The organism is Salipiger marinus (genome assembly GCF_900100085.1).
In the GTDB taxonomy this organism is placed as follows: domain Bacteria; phylum Pseudomonadota; class Alphaproteobacteria; order Rhodobacterales; family Rhodobacteraceae; genus Salipiger; species Salipiger marinus.
The window spans coordinates 23842-42903 of sequence record NZ_FNEJ01000029.1 but is presented as its reverse complement, the minus strand read 5'-3'; the positions used below and the strand labels follow the sequence as shown (position 1 = coordinate 42903).

Below are 19062 nucleotides of genomic sequence, written 5' to 3'. Positions count from 1 at the left end.
GCGCCTGGTCACGCGTGAACTGACGGCCCTGCTCGAGTACCTTGACAGCCCTGCAACTCGGAAGCGATGGCCTCGGCAACCTCTTGCGTGTTCGCGGAACCGCCGCAGTCTGGGGTGAGGCGCTCCGGTGCTCCGGCCACAGTCTCGACGGCGGCCATGATCGCCTTCGCGGCAGCCGCCTCTCCCAGGTGCTCGAACATGAGCGCGCCAGACCAGATGGTCGCGATCGGGTTCGACAGGCCTCTCCCGGCTATGTCTGGAGCGGATCCATGCACGGGTTCGAACATCGAGGGCACGCCCCCGGACGGGTTCACGTTCGCCGAGGCCGCAAAACCCAGACCGCCCTGGATGGCGGCACCGATGTCGGTGAGGATGTCGCCGAACAAATTCGAGGCCACGACCACATCGAGCGACCCGGGATGGGTGATCATCCGCGCAGCGATGGCGTCGACATGGTAGCGTGTCACCTCGACGTCAGGATATTCAGCCGAGAGCGCCTCGGTGACTTCGTCCCAGAACACCATCGAATGCTTCTGCGCGTTCGACTTCGTGACCGAGGCCAGCTTGCCGCGTCGTCTACGCGCCTGCTCAAAGCCGTAGCGCAGAACACGTTCGACGCCGCGGCGGGTGAAGATTGAGGTTTCCACTGCGACCTCGGCGGGGGTGCCGACGTGGACTCGGCCACCGGCGCCGGAATATTCGCCCTCGGTATTCTCGCGGATGCAAAGGATGTCGAAATCCGTTGCCCGAAGCGGACCGGTAACTCCTGGCAGCAGGCGGTGCGGTCGCATGTTGACGTAGAGGTCAAAAGCCTTGCGGATGGGGAGGAGCAACCCGTGCAGCGAGACGCTGTCGGGCACCCTATCGGGCCAGCCCACCGCCCCGAGCAGGATGCTGTCGTGCCTCCGCAATTGCTCCACCCCGTCCTCGGGCATCATACGTCCGGTCTCCAGGTAGCCGTTGCAGGACCAAGGATAGACCGTTTCTTTGAGCGTGAACCCGTTCTGCCCAGCTGCCTTGCGGAGCACCGGCATCGCCGCTTCGACGACCTCTTTTCCGATCCCGTCTCCAGGGATCAATGCGATATCATATGATCGCATCTGCGGCCTTTCTCTCCTCCAGTCCGCCGAAGCAGACGTATTTCTGATCCAGGTAATCCTCGATCCCGTATTTCGAACCTTCCCTGCCGAGGCCACTCTGCTTCATTCCGCCGAAAGGGGCGACCTCGGTTGTGATGACCCCTTCGTTCACACCCACAAGTCCGTATCTCAGTGCGCTGGACACCCGAAACGCGCGCCCAAGATCCGTGGTGTAAAAATAGCAGGCCAACCCATAGCGGGTGTCATTGGCGACGCGTAGGGCCTCCTCCTCGGTCTCGAAGCGGAACACCGGTGCAACCGGGCCGAAGATCTCCTCGTGCGCGAAATCCATCGCGGCGGAGGCGTCGGCGATGACGGTCGGCTGGAAGAAGAGCCCCTTGCTCCGCGCCCCACCGGTGACAACACGGCCCCCCTTGGCCCGCGCATCGGCCACAAAGGCCTCTGCCCCGACCACCGCCTTTTCGTCGATAAGCGGCCCGAGGGTCACGCCCTCTTCGAGGCCGGACCCCGCGCGAAGCGCCTCGACAGCACGGGAAAAGGCTTCGACGAAGCGGTCATGAATCCCAGATTGCACGTAGATGCGGTTGGAACAGACGCAGGTCTGGCCGGCGTTGCGAAACTTGGACGCCACTGCTCCTGCAACGGCTTGGTCAAGGTCCGCGTCGTCGAACACGATGAAAGGCGCGTTGCCTCCCAGTTCCATCGAGCAGCGTTTGACGCTGTCCGCCGCCTGCCGCAGCAGGGTCTTGCCCACCTCGGTCGAACCGGTGAACGTGATCTTGGCCACGTCCGGATGCGATGTCAGCACGCCGCCGATGGCGCGGGCATCGCCCGTCACGATGTTCACGACGCCGGATGGAATTCCCGCCTCCTCGCACAGCACGCCCCAGGCCAGCGCGGAAAGCGGTGCCTGGCTGGCGGGCTTGGCCACGATGGTGCAGCCTGCCGCCAGTGCCGGCCCGATCTTGCGCGCGAGCATGGAAGAGGGAAAGTTCCACGGCGTGATCGCTCCCACCACCCCTACGGGCTCCGGCGTCACCATGAGACGTCGACCCTGCCAGGGCGAGGGGATGGTGTCGCCGTAGACACGCCGCGCCTCTTCAGCGAACCAGCGGATGTAAGCAGCCGACATGCCCACCTCGCCGCGCGCCTCGGCAAGCGGCTTGCCCTGCTCGCGGGTCAGAAGCTCGGCCAGCGCGGGGCCGTGCGCGTCGATAAGGTCTGCGAGCCGGTGCAGCATCCCTGCACGCTCGGCAGCAGTCAGAGCCGCAAAGGCCGGAAAGGCGGCGCGGGCGGCGGCAACCGCGAGTTCGGTCTCGACTGCGCCGGCGTCGGGAACTTGGCCGACTGAGCCGCCGGTGGCCGGGTCAGTCACCTCGATGACCGCGCCGCCCTCCGCCGGAACCCATGTGCCGCCGATGTAGAGGCGGTCGCGCAGAAAGTCTCTCCAGCCCCGCGCGCTGGTGCTCGGCTTCTCCATCTCACGTCTCACGCCTTGCCCGCCGAACCGCTGACCTCGAGCTTGCTCAGCACAAGACCGTCGACGATCTTACGGCCGCGCTCGAAGCAGGCATAGATCGAGTCTCCGGCCTCGACCCCGGCATGCACGCCACGCAGGAAGCCGAGCCGCAGTTCGGTGCCCACGTTGAGTTTCTTCATGCCCATGCCGAAGGCTTTTCGCAGAGCGGTGTCTGGGATGCCCGAGCCACCGTGCAACACCAGCGGCGTGTCTGTGACGCCGACAAGCTGCGCGAGCAGCTCGAAATCCAGCTTCGGTTCGGCTTTGTAGATGCCGTGCGCGCTGCCCACTGCCACTGCAAGTGCATCGACCGAGACATTGGAGACGAATTCCTCGACCACCGCAAGATCGACCTTGTTGGCCTGCTCCTCGGTCACGACCATATCGTCCTCGACCCCGGGGATGCGGCCGAGCTCGGCTTCAACCGACACACCCAGAGGACGGCAGAGGCCTAGCACGTGGTTCGTGACCTCAATGTTCTCGGCGAGCGGCCGAGCCGAGCCGTCAATCATGATCGAGGTAAAGCCCGCGCGCAGCGCCTGCATGATTTGATCAGGGTCCTCCGAGTGGTCAAGATGCAGGCACACCGGCAGCTTGGAACGCGCGCAGTAATCCCGCAGCATCGCCGCGATGGGGGCGATTTTGCCATCCTTCACGGCGCCCTGCCCGACGCCCACGATGATCGGCGCGGCATATTCTTCGGCAGTGCGCAGGAAGGACTGGGTGATCTCAATACAGTCGGTGTTGAACTGCACGACCGTGTAGTCCCGCGCCACAGCGTCCGCGAGAAGTTCATTCATGGGAACCAGGGGCATGTGTCAGGTGGTCCTTTCTGTTGCGCTCAGGCTGCGGGCGTGGCGCTCGGCCTCGTCCCGCGTTGGAATGGCGCTGCGTCCCCCGACGGAACGGGTGGTCAACGCAGCGAAAGCGTTCGAAAATGCGAGGATGCGGTGCAGTGGCCAGCTCTCGAGCAGGCCGAACTGGAAGGCGCCGTGAAAGTTGTCGCCGGCGCCGGTAGTGTCGCGAACGGCGATGTCCCGCAGGGGGCCGACCGAGACAATCTCGTCTCCGCGCAGCGCGAGGCTGCCAGCCTCACCCAGCGTGATGCAGACCGTTTCGGGCCCCATTGCGGCGAAGGCTTGTGCGAGTTCGAGTGGGTCCGTTACCCCCGGAAGCTGGCGTCGCGCCGAGGCGATATCAGGAATGTAGATGTCGACGTCCCGCAGAAGCTCGGGCAGCACCCTGCCGTCGATATTTCCGCCGTCCAATAGCACCGGCACCCCGCGGGCCCGAGCCGCCGGGGCGACATGGCGCACCAGCGCCGGGTTGTTTCCGTCGGTCAGTACCGCGCGAGCGGAGTCGATCCGGTCGAGCTCGATTTCATGCAGGCGGATGGCGTTGATGCACCCGCCGTAGACCGCCATCGCCCGCGCACCCGACGGCTCGATCATGACCGACGCGACAGTTGAGGGGACGCCCGGCAACCGCTGCGCGCCGGACAGATCGATGCCGTCGTCGGCAAGCTCGGCCAGGATCAGATCACCGATCCGATCGTCGCCCACCGCCGTGACAAGGCCTGCCCGGGCGCCGAGACGGGCCAGCGCGGTCGAAGCAGTTGCCGCCGGACCGCCACCGCCCGCCGCATAGCCCGAGGCAGGGATGCGCGTGTCGCTTGCGGGCAAGCCTGCGACCTCGACCAGCAGATCAAAACCGGCGCTGCCGAAACTCAGGCAGTCAAGCGGTCGCATCGGCGGGTCCGTTTGGCCGGATCGCGACCTTGAGGCCGACGCCGCGGCGAGCGGCATCGAAAGCCTCCTGAGTGTTCTCGACGCCGAAATGATGGGTGATGATCCCCTCAAGCCCGAGCTTCGGCATCAGCTGCAGGATGCGGTGGTGGGTGAAGGGATTGCGGATCGACCCAAGGATTGCCAGCTCGCGAGCAAAGACGAGGTTAGGCTCGATCTCGATCATGCGGCCCGGCGCCATCACGCCGAAGAAGAGCACCCGCCCGGCGTAGCAGGCGAGCAGGGGCGCCTGCGCCGCGGTGGCGGGAACGCCCGCCGCGTCGATCACCACATCGGCGCCGAGACCGCCGGTCCGCGAATGCACCTCGTCCAGAAGATCGGTCGTAGCCGGATCAAAGGCCAGCTCGTAGCCGAAGCCCTGGATCGCCTCACGGCGGGCAGCGTTGGGTTCCGAAAAGATAATCTGCGCCGCGCCGCACTTCTCGGCCAGCTTGGCCAGCAGGATCCCGGCGGCACCGCCACCGAGGATCACCACTGTATCGCCGATGCCGACGTTCAGCCGCTCGATGCCATTCATCACGCAGCCCAGAAGCTCGGCCAGTGCCGCCTGCTCGAGAGGCAGCCCCTCGGGAAGCTGGTAGACCACATCGTGGCGCACTGTCGCATATTGCGCGAAGCCGCCGTTTAGGTTGATGCCCCAGGCGAGCCGGTCGATGCACAGGTGCGGCTTGCCGATGCGGCAGGGCTTGCAGCAGCCGCAGTAGATATGCGGCTCGACCGAGACGGCATCTCCCGGGCGGCAGGTGGTCACGCGGTCTCCCACCGCTTCGACATGGCCCGAGAACTCGTGGCCGAGCACGACCGGCGGTTTTGCCTCGAATTTCTTCTCAAGGATGTGAAGGTCGGTGCCGCAAATGGTTGCTGTGTCGATGCGCAGCAGCACCTCGTCGGGGCCCGGCTCCTGCACCGGGATCTGGCGCAAGTCGAGGGTTTCGGTTCCGTCGAAGACGGCGGCATTCATCAGTCTGGTCATGGCACGCCTCGAAATTAGAAGAAGGTTGTGAGGAAGAGGCCGACGTCGGGCACGAAGATCACCAGCAGCAGCACCGCCATCATCACACCCAGGTAGGACGGCAGATAGCGGAACAGCGATGACAGCGATGTGCGCGCAATCGCCATGGTGATGAACAAGATCCCGCCCACCGGCGGCGTCACACCGGCGTAGACAAGCGTCATCACCATCACGAGCGAAAAGTGGATCGGGTCAATGCCGTACTGCGCGGCCACTGGCATGAGGATTGGAGCCACCAGGATCGTGGCCGAGATCGTCTCGACGAACATGCCGAGCAGCATTAGGAATACCACCAGCAGGCACAGCAGCAGGTAGCGGTTGTCAGTAATACCCGTCAGGAAATCCACGACCAGCCCGGGGATCTGTTCGTAGGCGACGATCCAGCTCAGGACCGAGGCACCTGCGATCACCAGCATCGCCATCGCGGTTAGCGCTGCGGCCCGGACCAGCACCTCGACGAGCTGGTCGAACTTGAGCTCGCGATAGATCACCCCACCAATGAAGACCGCGTAGGCCACGGCGATCGCGCCGGCTTCTGTCGCGGTAACGATGCCGCCGATGATGCCCCCGACAATGAAGAAGGGCATAATGAGCGCCCAGACAGCATCCTTGCCGGCGGCGAAGAACTCGGCCCGGGTGGCACGGCGTTCGACCCGGAGGTTATGCACGCGGCCATAATGCCAGGTCAGTGCCATGAGGCCGAGCGCGATCAGGAGCCCCGGAACGATGCCCGCGATGAAAAGCTTGGAGACGGAGACACCCGTCAGCGAGGCGAAGATGATCATCGTCAGGCTGGGCGGAATGATCGGCCCCAGCGAGCCGGCCATCGCCTGCAATGTCGCGGCAAGCCCGCGGGGGTAATTCTCGCGCGCCATCGCAGGAAGGGTGATCGAGCCCACCGCGGCAGTGTCTGCAGCTGCCGAACCCGAAACCCCCGCGAAGATCACGCTGGTCAGGATCGAGACCTGCCCCAGCCCACCCCGCAGGTGGCCGACAGCAGCCTGAGCGAAACGGACCAGCCTGACCGAGATCCCGCCCGCGGTCATCAGTTCGCCCGCAAGCATGAACAGCGGAATCGCCATGAGGCTGAAGCTATCGACGCTAACAAAGAGGCGCTGCAGCACGATAGCCAGCGGGATCTCGGAACCGAAATAGATGCCGAGCACGGCCGCACTGCCCATTGCGAAGGCGATCGGAACACCCGCGAACAGGAAGACGAGAAATGCAATGAAGGTGATCAGGGCCATGTCAGTGCGCCTCGGGGCGAAGGTGGTCGGGGTTACGCAGGCGGGCGATGCAGTAGGCCACCTGTGCGATCAGCATCCCGAAACATCCGATCGGGATGGCGAGATAGACGAAGCGCATCGGGATGCGCAGCATGGACGACACCTGTTTCATGTCGGCGGTCGCCTCGACGCCCAGCCAAACTGCAAGCCCCAGAAACAGGCAGACGATCACGTTCGTCGCCACGAAGACTACGGACCAGGCCAGGCGCGGCAGGGTCTCGAGGAACAGCTCGAATGTGATGTTAAGCCCCTGACGCACCGCGAGGATGCCGGAGAGATAGACCAGCCAGACGAACAGATAACGCGCGCCCTCCTCCGCCCAGGCGATCGACATGCCCACGAAGTAGCGAAAGACGATCTGCGCGAGGATCATCGTGACCAGCGCGACGAACAGCAGCGCGATGAAATATTCGAAAGCACGGAAGAGCCCATGCATGCCTCAACCCTCCAGCATGGTGCGGCGACTGCCGCGTGGGCCCGGCGTTCACCGGGCGAAAGCTGTGCAGTCCGGGCGCTCGTCGCCCGGACGCAGCCTGGCGACAGCCGAGATCAGCGCGTCTCTTCGATGATGCTCCAGAGTTCGTCCGCGCCGTTATCGGCGACGAAGGCCTCGATCATTGGAGAGACCGCCTCGCGGAACGGCGCGAGATCGGGCGACGAGAAGGTAACACCCTCGGCTTTTAACTTCTCGCGGAACTGGTTGTCGATTTCGGCATTTGCGGTGCGGAAGTGGGCCGCGGCCTCAGCGGCAGCCTCGGTGATCGTAGCCTGCTGCTCTTCACTCAGGCGGTTCCAGGTGATGTCGCTGATGTTGAGCACGTTGAACGTCAGGTTGTGCTTGGTTTCGATCCAGTGCTTCGCGACCTCGGGAACTCGGATCGTGTAAATGAACTCCTTATGGCCCTCCATTCCGTCGACCACATGGGTTTGGATGGCGGTGTAGGCTTCGCCCGAAGGGATCGGCGTCGGGTTTGCACCGAGGGCCCGGAAGGTATCGATCAGAACCGGCGCTTCCGGGGTACGCACCTTGATCCCCTTGAGATCGCCGAGCGTTTTGACATCCTTTTCCGCGAGCAGCGTGTCGCGGAAGGCCACCGGGATCATGCCGAGCACCTGGAAACTTCCGGCGTCCGCGACACGCGCCTGCACGGCGTCGAGCAACCCGTCCTCCATCGCGCGGTACGCGTGATCCATATTATCGAAAACATACGGCAGATCTAGCGTGCCAAGCGCCAAGTCATAATTGGCGACGACCCCGATATCGGCATAGCTCATGTCGATGGTGCCCAGCTCGAGCCCTTCGAGCAGCTCGCGCTGTCCGCCCAGCTGGCCAGCAGGGTAATTCTGAACCTTGATGGCGCCGTCCGACTTCTCTGAGACGAGGTCGACAAAGACCTGCGCGAATTCCCGATTGGTGCTGTGCTCGGCGGGCACGTGATGCCCGAGGCGCAAGGTCAGATCGGCTGCGGCGGCGGGCGACGCAACCTGAACGAGCGTGGTGGTGACCGCGAAAAGGCCGGCGTGAACGTATTTCATGGTGTCCTCCCTAGATGGCTTCGGCAGCAGGACGGAACCGTCGATCGCCCAGCTCCGCTGCCGTGTTGTTTTTTGGCATTTTTTGTAATCATGTCAACATTTGTGTGCAATCTTCTACAATTTTTTGACATTCAGGCGGAAGTGAATGAGTATATTAGGACAAAATTCCCAGAAAAGGTTCCAAACTCGACATGAAGCGCCGCGCGGAAAGACATGAGATCATCCTCGAGTTGGTGCGTGCGAACGGCTTCGCCGCCATCGACGAGCTGGCGCGGGCCTGCGACATCTCGGGGCAGACCGTCCGGCGGGATCTATCCGAGCTCGAGGCGCAGGGCCTCATCCAGAAATACCATGGCGGCGCCTCCTGGGCCGGACAGGCACCCAAGCCCAGCTATGCGCTGCGGTCTGCTACCCACGTAGAAGAAAAGCAGATCGTGGCCCGGCTGGTCGCCCGTCTCGTGAACGATGACGCGTCGCTCTATCTCGCCGGCGGTTCGACCCTTGCACTGGTGGCCAAGGAACTGGCTGCGCGCAACCGCCTGTTCATCGTGACCAACAACCTTCAAGCTGGCCTCGCGCTTTACGAGAACGACACGCTGCGCGTGATGGTCGCGGGTGGCATGATCCGCAGCGAAAGCGGCTCCCTGACCGGTGAGGATACTCTCAAGGTCATTCGCCGTTTCATGCTGGACTTTGCGATCATCAGTGCCTCTGGAATCACGGTGGACGGAACAATCTTGGAGCGTGACCAGGAGGTGGTCGCCCCGATCACCGAGATGTCCGCGACATCGCGTAAAGTGATCCTTGCAATTGACGGAAGCAAATTCAGCGATGTGGGCACGATCAAATCCGGTTGGATTGGCGATGTTGATACGCTCGTCTGCGACGTGATACCGCCAGCCAGCATCTTACGGCTTTGCAAGGAGAACAACGTTACCGTGGTGACACCCGAGGCACTTAGCGAGGGAACCGCCCTGACCAGCTGAACGCTACACGCTGGCCTGCGTGGACGCCGCCGAGATACGCCGCCCTATCAAACGCCATCACCCATTCCCCAGCGCAGCTCGTCCAGAGGCGCATAACAGCAATGAGAGATTCACTAAATTGGCGAGAAGACTATGAATCATAGCATAAAATGAAGGAACGCGATGATGCCGATGGAAACCTATTTGATCTATTTGGCGGCAGTCGCAGTTTTTCACGTCACCACCTGATGCAAGTGTAAGCGTCCGCTCAGGCCACGTGGCTTGACCAGTTGCATGTATGGACGCTCGCCGTTTGCAAGGGTTTTCTTGTCTTGATGTCGACAGGTTGGGGGGGGTCATGTATTCGGCCCTTGAACCGCTCCGGGTTTGCCGGCAACTGTATTCAGCTTGGCTGAACTTCCCGAAAGCAGGTTCCGTCCGCGACCATGCTGTTGAGCACGCTGAGCAGCTTCTTGGCCGTCGCCGTCAAGGCGACCTTCACCGGTTTTCCTGTGTCCTGCAGCTTCTTTCGGAAGGCTCTGAACGTCGCCGAGTGCCGTGACGCATGGAGTGAACTCCGGCTCAGGTAATCAACATCTTCTCCTTGCAAGAAAAAAGCCCCCGCACAACGGCGGGCGGCCCAGCGGACGGCAGCGAGTAATGCATGAAAAAAGAGCAACTCGTCTTCGCTTCGGGCAGCCCCTGCACGTACCCGCAGGACTTTTGTACACATTATGTGAATAATACTCGTGATTATTTCCATAAATTTAGATTATATATCGTATAAGCTGCGGCTAGCGTGTTCTTGCGAGCGTGGTCTGCAGTGAAACCTGCGCATCCCCAACCAAGGTTCGCCGTACTTTGGGAAAGCGCGGCCTTGGTCTGGACGGTCCGGTGCCGGACGGTGGCGAACACGCTCTCGTTCGGGGTGCCCACCCCAATGCTCGGCCAGGAAGTCGTAGAACGCAAGCAGGGCCTCGCGATCCTTCGTCAGGCAGGCCACTGCCTTTTCGAACTTGCCCCCGTATTTCTCGGCGAAGGTCCTCATGGCTGGTTCCGCAGCGGCGCGGGTTTCGGCCTGCCAGATCTCACGCAGGTCGGCCTTCATCGCCGGCGGCATGGATTTCGGGAACTTGTTCAGCATGTTGGCCGTCTTGTGGAACCAGCACCTCTGGTGGCGTGTGCCAGGCAAAACCTTTTCGAGCGTTTTCCAGAATCCGATGGCCTCGTCGCCCAGTCGCAAACCTCGCCATGCTGCCCGAGGTCATCGTGGTGCGACTCAACGAAGCGACGCTCATAGCCCCTGATTTCGGATTTCAGGTCCGCCTGCACGATGCCCCCGAGAGCGGTGAAGGATACGTCCTCCTGCGGATCGACGGGATCTCGCTCGGCCAGACGCCGAACCCGGCGCGGGCGGCCGTGATACGCTGGCTGTATTGAAGGCGGTCGGTCATGTAGGCTGCCAATTGCTGATCGGTGACGGGTTTGCCCGGCAAGGTCGGATCTTCGTTGGGCAGCAGAGACTTCGACCCTACCGGCCTGCAGCGGCCAGCCTGCGTTCGCTTGGCGAATAGTTCTCAGGCCACTCCGGGGGTAACGCGCCCGCCTCCATGAGCCGCAACGCGCATGCGGTCTCCCAGTCGCAGTCGCGCACGAGCGTCACGATTTCTCCGACTTCGACCATTCTATAAACACCGCAAGACGGGGACTGCTTGTTACAGCTGGACTTGACGGGAGCTCGTGGCGCTATCGGCACATGACCCGTCGCAATGGAAATCCTCCCGGACTATGAATGCCATCTAGCGGCTGAACGAGGAATTCCGACGCCGCATCAAGATCCAGACCGTGCTGCCATGCGCCGAGACCGTGCCAATGCTCCCCTGAGCACTGTTGGCTCCGGGCAGAGCCAGATGCGGAAGCTTGATGGATGGGAGACCCTGTCCCAGGCCCTCAAGCCGATGCCTCTTGTCCTCGCCGGAAGGAAATTTCCACAGAATTCGCGACACGACCTCAGCAGAAGGCTACGGCGAGGGATCATCGACCCTCCTCCCATTCGTGATCGCTCTGTGGTTTACGTAAGCACAAATATTGTTGCTACAATCAACAAAATCATCGAAGCCGCATCGAGGGAAGAGGTCTGACTGTCAGCGAATATCATCGTTAAATAACTGATATATAACAATTATATCCTTGACTTCGTGTCTGAAAAATTTGGTTGATTTTTAGTTCAATATCGATGATAACAACAACGATATTGGAGGGGAGCTATGCCGAATATCGTGATCTGCGAATGCTTCGCCCGCGACGGGCTGCAGCATGAGCCCGCCCCGCCCGCCACTGCGGTCAAGTTGTCGCTGCTGGCGGATTTCGCCGCTGCGGGCTTCCACCGGATCGAGGCGACCAGCTATTCCCATCCCGGGCGGGTGCCGGGTTTTGCCGATGCCTCGGATCTGCTGGCGCGGCTGCCGCGCCGTCCGGGCGTAGCCTACAAGGCGACCTGCCCAAACCCCCGCGCCGTGACCCGCGCGCTGGAGGATCTGGCCGCCGGCCACGGGGCCGAGGAGATCTCGCTCCTCGTTTCAGCGACGGAGGCGCATACCCAGCGCAACCTGCGCGCCAACCGTGATGCGCAATGGGCGCGGGTTGCCCAGATGGCACAGATGGCGCAGGGCCGATTCCGCGTGGTCGGCGTCATCTCCATGGCGCTGGGGTGCCCGTTCGAGGGGGCGGTCGATCCGGGTCGAGTGGTGGCCGATGCCGCGCGCTTTGCTGATCTGGGCTGCAGTCTGCTGACGGTGGGCGATACCATCGGCGCGGGCACGCCGCAGCAGGTCCGCAGGCTTTTTCGGCGCCTGCTGGACGAGGTGCCGCAGATCGTGCCGGTGGCGCATTTCCACGACACGCGGGGCAGTGCGATCGCTAATTGCATCGCCGCGCTCGAGGCCGGGGCAACCCATTTCGACAGCGCGATGGGGGGGGTCGGCGGGCATCCGACGAAAATCAGCTACGGTGCCGGTGACACAGGCAACGTCGCGACCGAGGATCTGATTGCGCTGTTCGAGGCCGAGGGTCTGGACCACGGCATCGACATGCTGGCGCTGATGCGCGCCTCGCAGGCCTGCGAGGAGGCGCTGGGGCGGCGGCTGATGTCGCGCGTGGCGCGGACGGGATTGTGGCGCGACGCCGCCGAGACGAGGGAGAAGGAGGATGTTTGATGTGTCCGACGAGAAACTGGTGCTGATCGAGGATCGCGATGCGATCCGCATCGTAACGATGAACCGGCCAGACAAGCTGAACGCGCTGAACACCGCACTGACCCAGCAGCTGCTGGATGCGCTGCTGGCCGCCGATGCAGCAGAGGGTGTGCGCGCGGTCGTGATGACCGGTGCAGGGCGCGGGTTCTGCGCTGGGGCCGACCTGCAGGAATTCAAGCACCTGACCCCCGCCCAGGCCGGCGCGGTTGAGGCGCGCGCCGATTTAACCTGCCGCTTGCAGGTGGCCATGCAGAAGATGGCCAAGCCGGTGGTTGCCGCCGTGCATGGCGCCGCCATCGGCGGCGGCGCGGGGCTTGCGATCGGTTGCGACATGGTCGTTGTCTCGGACAGCCTGAAATTCGGCTACCCCGAGGTGAAACATTCCATCGTGCCTGCGCTGGTGATGACCGGCCTTGTCCGCGCGCTCGGACGCAAGCAGGCGTTCGAGATGATCTCGCTGGGTCAGCTGATCGGCGCAGAGGAGGCGCTGGCGCTGGGGCTGGTGAACCGCGTGGTCACTGGCGATCCGCTACCCGCCGCCCTGGAGATCGCCGAAGCCTGGGCCAAGGCCGAACCGCGCGCCATGCGGGCCGCGAAAAGCCTGATGTACCGGGTCGAGGATCTGCCGCTGGACGCCGCGATGCTGGCGGGCCGGGACGTGAACGCACTGATGCGCTCGTTCCGGGAGAGGGAGGCATGAGGCCACTCGATGGCATAAAGGTTGTCGACTTCAGCCGCGTGCTGGCTGGCCCCATGGCCACGCAGGTCATGGCCGAATACGGCGCCGAGGTCACCAAGATTGAGCGCCCCGGCGACGGGGACGAGAGCCGCGTGTTCGAGCCGGTTTTCGACGGCGGGCACAGCGCTTACTACGCGGCCTTCAACCGTTCGAAACGTTCGATCGCGGTGGATCTGAAGTCCGAGGAGGGGCGCCAGCTGGCGTTCGATCTTGCGGCCTCCGCGGATGTGCTGGTGGAAAATTTCTTGCCCGGCGGCATGGCCAGCATGGGCCTAGGATACGAGGTGTTGAGGGAGGCCAATCCCGGCCTCGTCTACGTCTCGAACACCGGCTTCGGGCAGACCGGGCCCTATGCCAAACGCAAGGGCTACGACACGATATTTCAGGCGTTGTCGGGCGTCATCGACCTGACGGGCCACCCGGACGGGCCGCCGGCCAAGGTGGGGCTGCCGTTTGCCGACCTGACCTCGGGTCTGTGGATCCTGATCGGGGCGCTGACGGGTCTGCTGGGCCGGGTACGCTCCGGGCAAGGGTGTCATGTGGACATGGCGATGATGGACGCGCAGGTCAGTCTGCTGAGCCTGCCGGCAGCGCGCTACTTTGCGCTTGGCGAAACGCCCACACGGACGGGCACGGAACACCTGGGCCGTGTGCCGTCCTCGGCCTTTGCCTGCAAGGGTGGCGAGTGGCTGTTCATTTCGGCCTCGGACCAGCATTGGCCACTCTTGTGCGGCGCGCTGGGGCTGGATGGCATGGCCGACGACCCTAGCCTTGCGCGCAACATCGACCGCGTGGACCGGCGGGCCGAGGTGACGCAGGTGCTGGCCGATGCCATCGCGATGCGGGACCGCGCCGAATTGGCGCCCGCGCTGCGCAAGGTCGGCGTGCCGGCGGGTGAGGTGAACACCGTGCCCGAGATCCTGAACGATCCGCATACGCAGGCGCGCGGCATGGTCGCCACCTACGAGGACCCGGACCGCGGCGCCACGCCGGGGCTGCGCACGCCGCTGCGCTACTCGGGCTATGACGATCACCGTTTTGAGGCGCCGCCGAAACTCGGCGCCGACACCCGCCGGATCCTGGCCGAGGAGTTGGCCCTGGACGAAGCGACCATCGCCGCACTTTACGAAAGGGGGATCGTGCAATGACCATGAACGGACTGGTCCGACTGGAGGATCACGGCGCCCGCATCGACGTTGTGCTGAACCGCCCCGATGCGCGCAACGCGCTGAACTTGGCGATGTGCGAGGACTTGATCGAGGCCTTTACCCAGATCGCTGCCATGCCCGATGCTGGGCTGGTGGTGCTGCGTGCCGAAGGGCCCGCCTTCTGCGCCGGTGCCGACCTGAAGGAGCGCAAGGGCCGGGACGAGGCATGGGTAAAGGGGCGCCGTCGCCTTGCTTTCCAGGCCTATGAAACCATTGGGAACTGTGCGCTGCCGGTCATCGCGCAGGTGCAGGGCGCGCTGGTCGGATCGGGCGGTGAGATCGCGATGAGCTGCGATTTCATCGTCGCGTCGGAGGCCGCCACCTTCCGCTTTCCAGAACCGCAATGGGGCACCGTGGGAGCGACCCAACGGCTGCAACGAGTGATCGGCGTGCCGCGCGCGAAAGAGTTGCTCTACACTGGCCGCGTCATGGGCGCGGAAGAGGCACTGCGCATCGGTCTGGTGACCGCACTGACCGGCGCCGAGACGCTGAGCGCGACGGTCGACGAGATAGCCGAGCGCATTCTCCGTGCGCCGACGCTGGCGCTGCGGCTGACCAAGCATTGCATCGACCAAGGCGCGCGGACGGACCTGAACTCGGGCATCCGGATCGAACTGGCGGCCATCGACCGGCTGCTGTCGGAAAGTGACTGGCGCGGGGGCGTGGAACGCTTTGGCGCCCAGATCGGATCGGCTGCGAAAGAGCAGAAGGCATGAGTTTCTCCATCGACAGCCTGTGCCCCGTGACCGTGCAGGACGCGCTGGCCCGCGCCGTGGCGCTTGCGCCGGACGTCGAAGCGCTAGTGGCGCCCGACGGGCGCGTGACATTCGCCGAGCTGGCCGATCAGGTGGCGCAACTGCGCGCCGCGCTGCACGGGCTGGGGGTGACACAGGGCGATCACGTCGGCATCTGCCTTGGCAACGGCGTGGCGTTCGAAACGCTGTTTCTGGCGCTTGGCACGCTGGGGGCGGTCGCCGTCCCCGTGAACACGCGGCTCAAGGCGGATGAGATCGCTTATGCCCTGCGCCAGTCCCGCGTGCGCGTCCTGATCACCGCCGACCGGCTGCTGAACGTCGATTTCATCGCGACCCTGCGGGAGATTCTACCCACAATCGACAGCGCCGACGCGCTGCCCGATGCCACGCTGCCCTACCTGCAACAGATCGTGGTGCTGGGGGACAATTGCCCTGCTGCTGCGCGTGGCTGGGATGCCATGCTGGCCGCCGCGCCCGCCGATCCGGGCCCAAAGGCGCGGGCCGACGCAACGCTGCTGATCCAGTATACCTCGGGCACCACCGCCTATCCCAAGGGTGTGATGCTGTCGCACCGCTCGATGCTGGGCAACGGCTTCGTCTCGGGCCAGCGGATCGGGCTGCGCACCGGTGACCGCTTCCATTCCTCGCGGCCCTTTTTCCACGTCGCGGGCACGACGCTGTCCATTCTGGCCTGCCTTCAGAATCTTGCGACCCTCGTCACCATGACCCGGTTCGAACCCGGCGAGGCGCTGGCGATGCTGGAGGCCGAGCGCTGCACCCATGTCTCGGGCAACGACACCATGGCGCTGATGCTGTTGAACCACCCCGACCGGGCAAGGCGCCAGCTGCACCTGCGCGGCGGCTGGGTCGCGGGATCGCAATCCGTCCTGCGCCGCGTGGCGGACGAGATGGGCGCGCGCGAGATCGTGTCGGGCTATGGCCTGTCCGAGGCATCGCCCAACATCGCGCAATCCTGCTGGTGGGAGCATGAGGACATTCGCACCGGCGGGCGGATGCGCCCGCAACCGGGGCTGGAACTGCGGGTGATTGACCCGGTGAGCGGTTCTGAAAGCGCGGCCGGTCAGGCGGGCGAGATTCAGGTGCGTGGCTGGTCGGTGATGAAGGGCTATTACGACATGCCCGATAAGACCGCCGAGACGCTTTCGAGCGACGGCTGGCTCGCCACCGGCGACCTTGGGCGGCGCGGCGCGGACGGGCGTCTGGAATTCGTCGGACGGCTCAAGAACATCGTGCGGGTGGGGGGCGAAAATGTCTCGCCCGAGGAGGTCGAGGACCGCCTGCACCGCCACCCCGCCATCAAGCAGGCGCAGGTCGTTGGCGTGCCCGACGACCGCCTGGTCGAGGTCTGCGCCGCCTTCGTCATCCTGAATGAGGGCGCGGCGTTGGACCCTGCCGCCCTGATCGACTGGTCCAAGGGTGTCATGGCGGGCTTCAAGGTGCCGCGCCACGTCTGGATCGTGGAGGGGTTCGAGGAGATCGGCATGACCGCGTCTTCGAAAATCCAGAAGACTAAGCTGGCGGATCACGCCCGCTCGCTGCTGGCGCAGGAGGATGTGGCATGATGCGGATCGAAACCGATGTGACGCGCCTTTTGGGGATCGACCTGCCGATCCTGCAGGCGGGGATGTCATGGGCCTCGTCCAACGCCGCGCTGCCGCTGGCCGTGTCGCGCGCCGGGGGGCTGGGGGTGATCGCCGCCGGACCGATGTATCTTGATGCGCTGGAAGAGGCGATCGACACCGTCCGCGCCGGCACTGACAGGCCGTTCGGGGTGAACATGCCGCTCTACCGCAAAGGTGCGGAGGAGGTGCTGGACCTGCTCGAAGCCAAGCGTGTGCCGGTGATTATCGCCTCGCAGGGCGGGCCGCAGAAATACCTCGACCGGTTCAAGGCCGTCGGCACGGTCTGCATCCATGTCGTGGCCTCGGAAACCCATGCGCTTAAGGCCGCGGAAAAGGGTGTCGATGCGCTGGTCGTCGTGGGCGGCGAGGCGGGCGGGCATCCCCCGGCCGAGCTGGTCAGCACGCTGGTGCTGATCCGGGCCGTGGCGCTGGCGACGGGAGGCCGTGTGCCGCTCATCGCTTCGGGCGGTTTTGCCGACGGGCAGGGGCTGGCCGCCGCGCTGGCACTGGGGGCAGGAGCGGCGAACTTCGGCACCCGTTTCATCGCCACGCCCGAGGCGGGGGTGAGCGAAGCCTACAAGCAGGCTGTGATCGGCGCGGGAGTCGCGGATACGCGCACCGTCGGGCGGGGCTTGGGCATGATCCGCGCTATCGCCAACCCCTTCACGGACGAGATGGAGGCGCTGGAGCGCAGCGGCGCGGACGAGGACGCCCGCCGCGCGGCGTTCGGCGCCTCCACGCTGAAGATGGCGGCATTCGATGGCGACATGGCGCGTGGCAAGGTCGAGGCTGGGCAATGCGCCGGGCTGGTGCGTGCGATCCTGCCGGCGGCCGAGGTCGTGGCCGAGATCGCGCGCGGCTATGCCGCCTGCAGGCAGGCGCTGCCCGAGGCGCAGAGGGTCTCCGTGGCCGCCGAATAGGCCACGCAGGACCCGCTGCCTGCGGAGCCATGAGACGCGGGCCCCGCCCGGAGATCGGGGCAGGACGGGAGACCGCCGGCACAGCCCGGCGGACCATCAAGGGGGGCCGCGCGATACAGCTGCGGCCACCCGATACAGAGGAGGAGACCACCAATGATCAGCGACCTAACAAGACGCGCCTTCATGCAACGCAGCGTCATGGCGGCGGGGGCCAGCTTGGTGCTGCCCGGCACCCTGCATGCGGCCATTCCGTCGAAACTGCAGTGGACGGCCGCCGACGTCGGCTCGTCCGGCTATATCGAGGCGACGGCGGTCGCCAACGCCCTGATCGAGCAGCACAGCTCGCGTATTCGTGTCGTGCCCTCGGGCACGTCGATCGGGCGGATGATGCAGCTGAAGCAGGGGCGCGTCTCGCTGGGTTTCCTGGCGAACGAAGCCTATTTCGCCTCCGAGGCGCTCTATGATTTCTCGACCCGGGAATGGGGCCCGCAGGACCTGCGTGCGCTTATGGGCCGCGAGGCGCTGTTCGGCATCGTGACCACGGCGAATTCCGGGATCAAGACAATCGCAGACCTCAAGGGCCGCCGGATGGCGCTGATCCAGGCGCATCCTTCGACCAACTTCAAGGTGGAGGGCGTGCTGGCCTTCGCGGGTCTGGGCTGGGATGATGTGGAAACGGTCGAGGTGCCGGGCTATTCCGCCGGCCTTCAGGCGGTGCTGGACGGTGCGGTGGATGCGGCGGGCGCCGTGGTCGGCGCCTCGGTCCTGCGAGAGATCGAAGCCAGCCCCAACGGCATCGGCTGGTTGCCCGTGCCGGCTGATGACAAGGAGGGATGGGACCGGATCAACGCCAGCGCACCGCTCTTTGCTCCGGCCATGATGACCAGCGGGCCGGGCGCCTCGGCCGAGGCACCTGTACCGCTGGTGGGCTACCGCTATCCGATCCTGTCGGTCTATGCCGAGGCCACGATGGAGGATGTCTACGATATGACCAAGGCCATCGTGGAGGGTTATGACCTCTACAAGGGGGCCGCACCGGTGATGTCGGAATACGACGTGAACAAGGCCGGGCACCCGCCCTATGACACGCCCTGCCACGACGGTGCCAAGAAATATTTCGAAGAGATCGGCGTCTGGACCGAGGCGGACGAGGCCTGGAACACCAACCGTCTGGCTCGCCTAGCCAAGGTGCAGGAGGCATGGGCCGCCGCGACCGAGGCCGCCGACGGCCAGGGCGTCGCCGACAAGGACTGGCCCGCCTATTGGGACCAGTTCCGCGCCGACCATCTCTGAGCCCGACACGGGTTCTCTTACGGGCAC

General features: G+C 64.5%; 18 protein-coding genes and 2 pseudogenes. 10 read left to right on the top strand and 10 right to left on the bottom strand.

The features are described 5' to 3' along the window. Nucleotides 1-8: 8 nt before the first annotated feature. The 8 genes from BLR51_RS23400 to BLR51_RS23365 form a co-directional block, all read right to left on the bottom strand. On the bottom strand, nucleotides 9-1100 hold the full coding sequence (locus tag BLR51_RS23400; protein ID WP_089851536.1) for a tartrate dehydrogenase: 1092 nt from the start codon (nucleotides 1098-1100) through the stop codon (nucleotides 9-11). Continuing rightward, a complete protein-coding gene (locus BLR51_RS23395) occupies nucleotides 1087-2580 on the bottom strand; it encodes an NAD-dependent succinate-semialdehyde dehydrogenase (RefSeq protein WP_089851535.1) in 1494 nt (497 codons plus the stop codon). Before BLR51_RS23395 ends, BLR51_RS23400 begins: the two co-directional genes overlap by 14 nt. An 8-nt stretch (nucleotides 2581-2588) precedes the next feature. Continuing rightward, the gene (locus tag BLR51_RS23390; protein WP_089851533.1) at nucleotides 2589-3434 is read right to left on the bottom strand and encodes a class II fructose-bisphosphate aldolase; all 846 of its coding nucleotides are present in this window, start codon (nucleotides 3432-3434) and stop codon (nucleotides 2589-2591) included. Nucleotides 3435-3437: 3 nt separating this feature from the next. Further along, nucleotides 3438-4367 carry a carbohydrate kinase family protein gene (locus tag BLR51_RS23385; protein ID WP_165616915.1) on the bottom strand — a complete coding sequence of 310 codons (930 nt, stop codon included), beginning with the start codon at nucleotides 4365-4367 and terminating at the stop codon, nucleotides 3438-3440. Further along, nucleotides 4354-5397 carry a zinc-dependent alcohol dehydrogenase family protein gene (locus tag BLR51_RS23380; RefSeq protein ID WP_242656823.1) on the bottom strand — a complete coding sequence of 348 codons (1044 nt, stop codon included), beginning with the start codon at nucleotides 5395-5397 and terminating at the stop codon, nucleotides 4354-4356. The genes BLR51_RS23385 and BLR51_RS23380 overlap by 14 nt, the downstream gene beginning before the upstream one ends. Before the next feature lie 14 nt (nucleotides 5398-5411). Further along, nucleotides 5412-6683 carry a TRAP transporter large permease gene (locus BLR51_RS23375; protein WP_089851527.1) on the bottom strand — a complete coding sequence of 424 codons (1272 nt, stop codon included), beginning with the start codon at nucleotides 6681-6683 and terminating at the stop codon, nucleotides 5412-5414. A gap of 1 nt (nucleotide 6684) precedes the next feature. Next, complete coding sequence (locus BLR51_RS23370; RefSeq protein ID WP_089851524.1) at nucleotides 6685-7158, bottom strand: TRAP transporter small permease; 474 nt, start codon at nucleotides 7156-7158, stop codon at nucleotides 6685-6687. A 113-nt stretch (nucleotides 7159-7271) separates the two neighbouring features. Next, the gene (locus tag BLR51_RS23365) at nucleotides 7272-8258 is read right to left on the bottom strand and encodes a TRAP transporter substrate-binding protein (RefSeq protein WP_089851522.1); all 987 of its coding nucleotides are present in this window, start codon (nucleotides 8256-8258) and stop codon (nucleotides 7272-7274) included. 191 nt (nucleotides 8259-8449) lie between these two features. Here BLR51_RS23365 and BLR51_RS23360 point away from each other — a divergent pair, with 191 nt between their 5' ends. After that, on the top strand, nucleotides 8450-9244 hold the full coding sequence (locus BLR51_RS23360) for a DeoR/GlpR family DNA-binding transcription regulator (protein WP_089851520.1): 795 nt from the start codon (nucleotides 8450-8452) through the stop codon (nucleotides 9242-9244). Nucleotides 9245-9626: 382 nt separating this feature from the next. On the opposite strand, the gene BLR51_RS27850 is transcribed toward BLR51_RS23360, so the two are convergent. Continuing rightward, nucleotides 9627-9986 carry a hypothetical protein gene (locus tag BLR51_RS27850; RefSeq protein WP_165616914.1) on the bottom strand — a complete coding sequence of 120 codons (360 nt, stop codon included), beginning with the start codon at nucleotides 9984-9986 and terminating at the stop codon, nucleotides 9627-9629. A gap of 83 nt (nucleotides 9987-10069) precedes the next feature. Then, nucleotides 10070-10466: pseudogene (locus BLR51_RS23355) on the bottom strand (transposase); the annotation flags it as partial. Nucleotides 10467-10474: 8 nt separating this feature from the next. Between BLR51_RS23355 and BLR51_RS23350 the strand changes: the two are divergent. From BLR51_RS23350 to BLR51_RS23310, 9 genes and pseudogenes are all read left to right on the top strand, one after another. Next, nucleotides 10475-10663 (top strand): hypothetical protein, encoded by a 189-nt coding sequence (locus BLR51_RS23350; protein ID WP_089851518.1) that lies wholly within the window; start codon nucleotides 10475-10477, stop codon nucleotides 10661-10663. 318 nt (nucleotides 10664-10981) lie between these two features. Next, nucleotides 10982-11202 (top strand): annotated as a pseudogene (locus tag BLR51_RS23345) (IS256 family transposase); the annotation flags it as partial. Nucleotides 11203-11490: 288 nt separating this feature from the next. Next, nucleotides 11491-12438 carry a hydroxymethylglutaryl-CoA lyase gene (locus BLR51_RS23340; protein ID WP_089851516.1) on the top strand — a complete coding sequence of 316 codons (948 nt, stop codon included), beginning with the start codon at nucleotides 11491-11493 and terminating at the stop codon, nucleotides 12436-12438. Continuing rightward, on the top strand, nucleotides 12431-13177 hold the full coding sequence (locus tag BLR51_RS23335) for an enoyl-CoA hydratase/isomerase family protein (protein ID WP_089851514.1): 747 nt from the start codon (nucleotides 12431-12433) through the stop codon (nucleotides 13175-13177). Before BLR51_RS23340 ends, BLR51_RS23335 begins: the two co-directional genes overlap by 8 nt. After that, nucleotides 13174-14364: a CaiB/BaiF CoA transferase family protein gene (locus BLR51_RS23330; RefSeq protein WP_089851512.1), complete on the top strand. Its 1191-nt coding sequence runs from the start codon at nucleotides 13174-13176 to the stop codon at nucleotides 14362-14364. Before BLR51_RS23335 ends, BLR51_RS23330 begins: the two co-directional genes overlap by 4 nt. Next, nucleotides 14361-15140, top strand: a complete 780-nt coding sequence (locus tag BLR51_RS23325; protein WP_089851510.1) for an enoyl-CoA hydratase/isomerase family protein — start codon at nucleotides 14361-14363, stop codon at nucleotides 15138-15140. Before BLR51_RS23330 ends, BLR51_RS23325 begins: the two co-directional genes overlap by 4 nt. Next, nucleotides 15137-16762, top strand: coding sequence for an AMP-binding protein (locus BLR51_RS23320; protein ID WP_089851508.1), 1626 nt, complete (start codon nucleotides 15137-15139; stop codon nucleotides 16760-16762). Before BLR51_RS23325 ends, BLR51_RS23320 begins: the two co-directional genes overlap by 4 nt. Further along, the gene (locus BLR51_RS23315; RefSeq protein ID WP_089851506.1) at nucleotides 16759-17742 is read left to right on the top strand and encodes an NAD(P)H-dependent flavin oxidoreductase; all 984 of its coding nucleotides are present in this window, start codon (nucleotides 16759-16761) and stop codon (nucleotides 17740-17742) included. Before BLR51_RS23320 ends, BLR51_RS23315 begins: the two co-directional genes overlap by 4 nt. Before the next feature lie 153 nt (nucleotides 17743-17895). After that, nucleotides 17896-19035, top strand: coding sequence for a TAXI family TRAP transporter solute-binding subunit (locus tag BLR51_RS23310; RefSeq protein WP_242656822.1), 1140 nt, complete (start codon nucleotides 17896-17898; stop codon nucleotides 19033-19035). Nucleotides 19036-19062 lie beyond the last annotated feature (27 nt).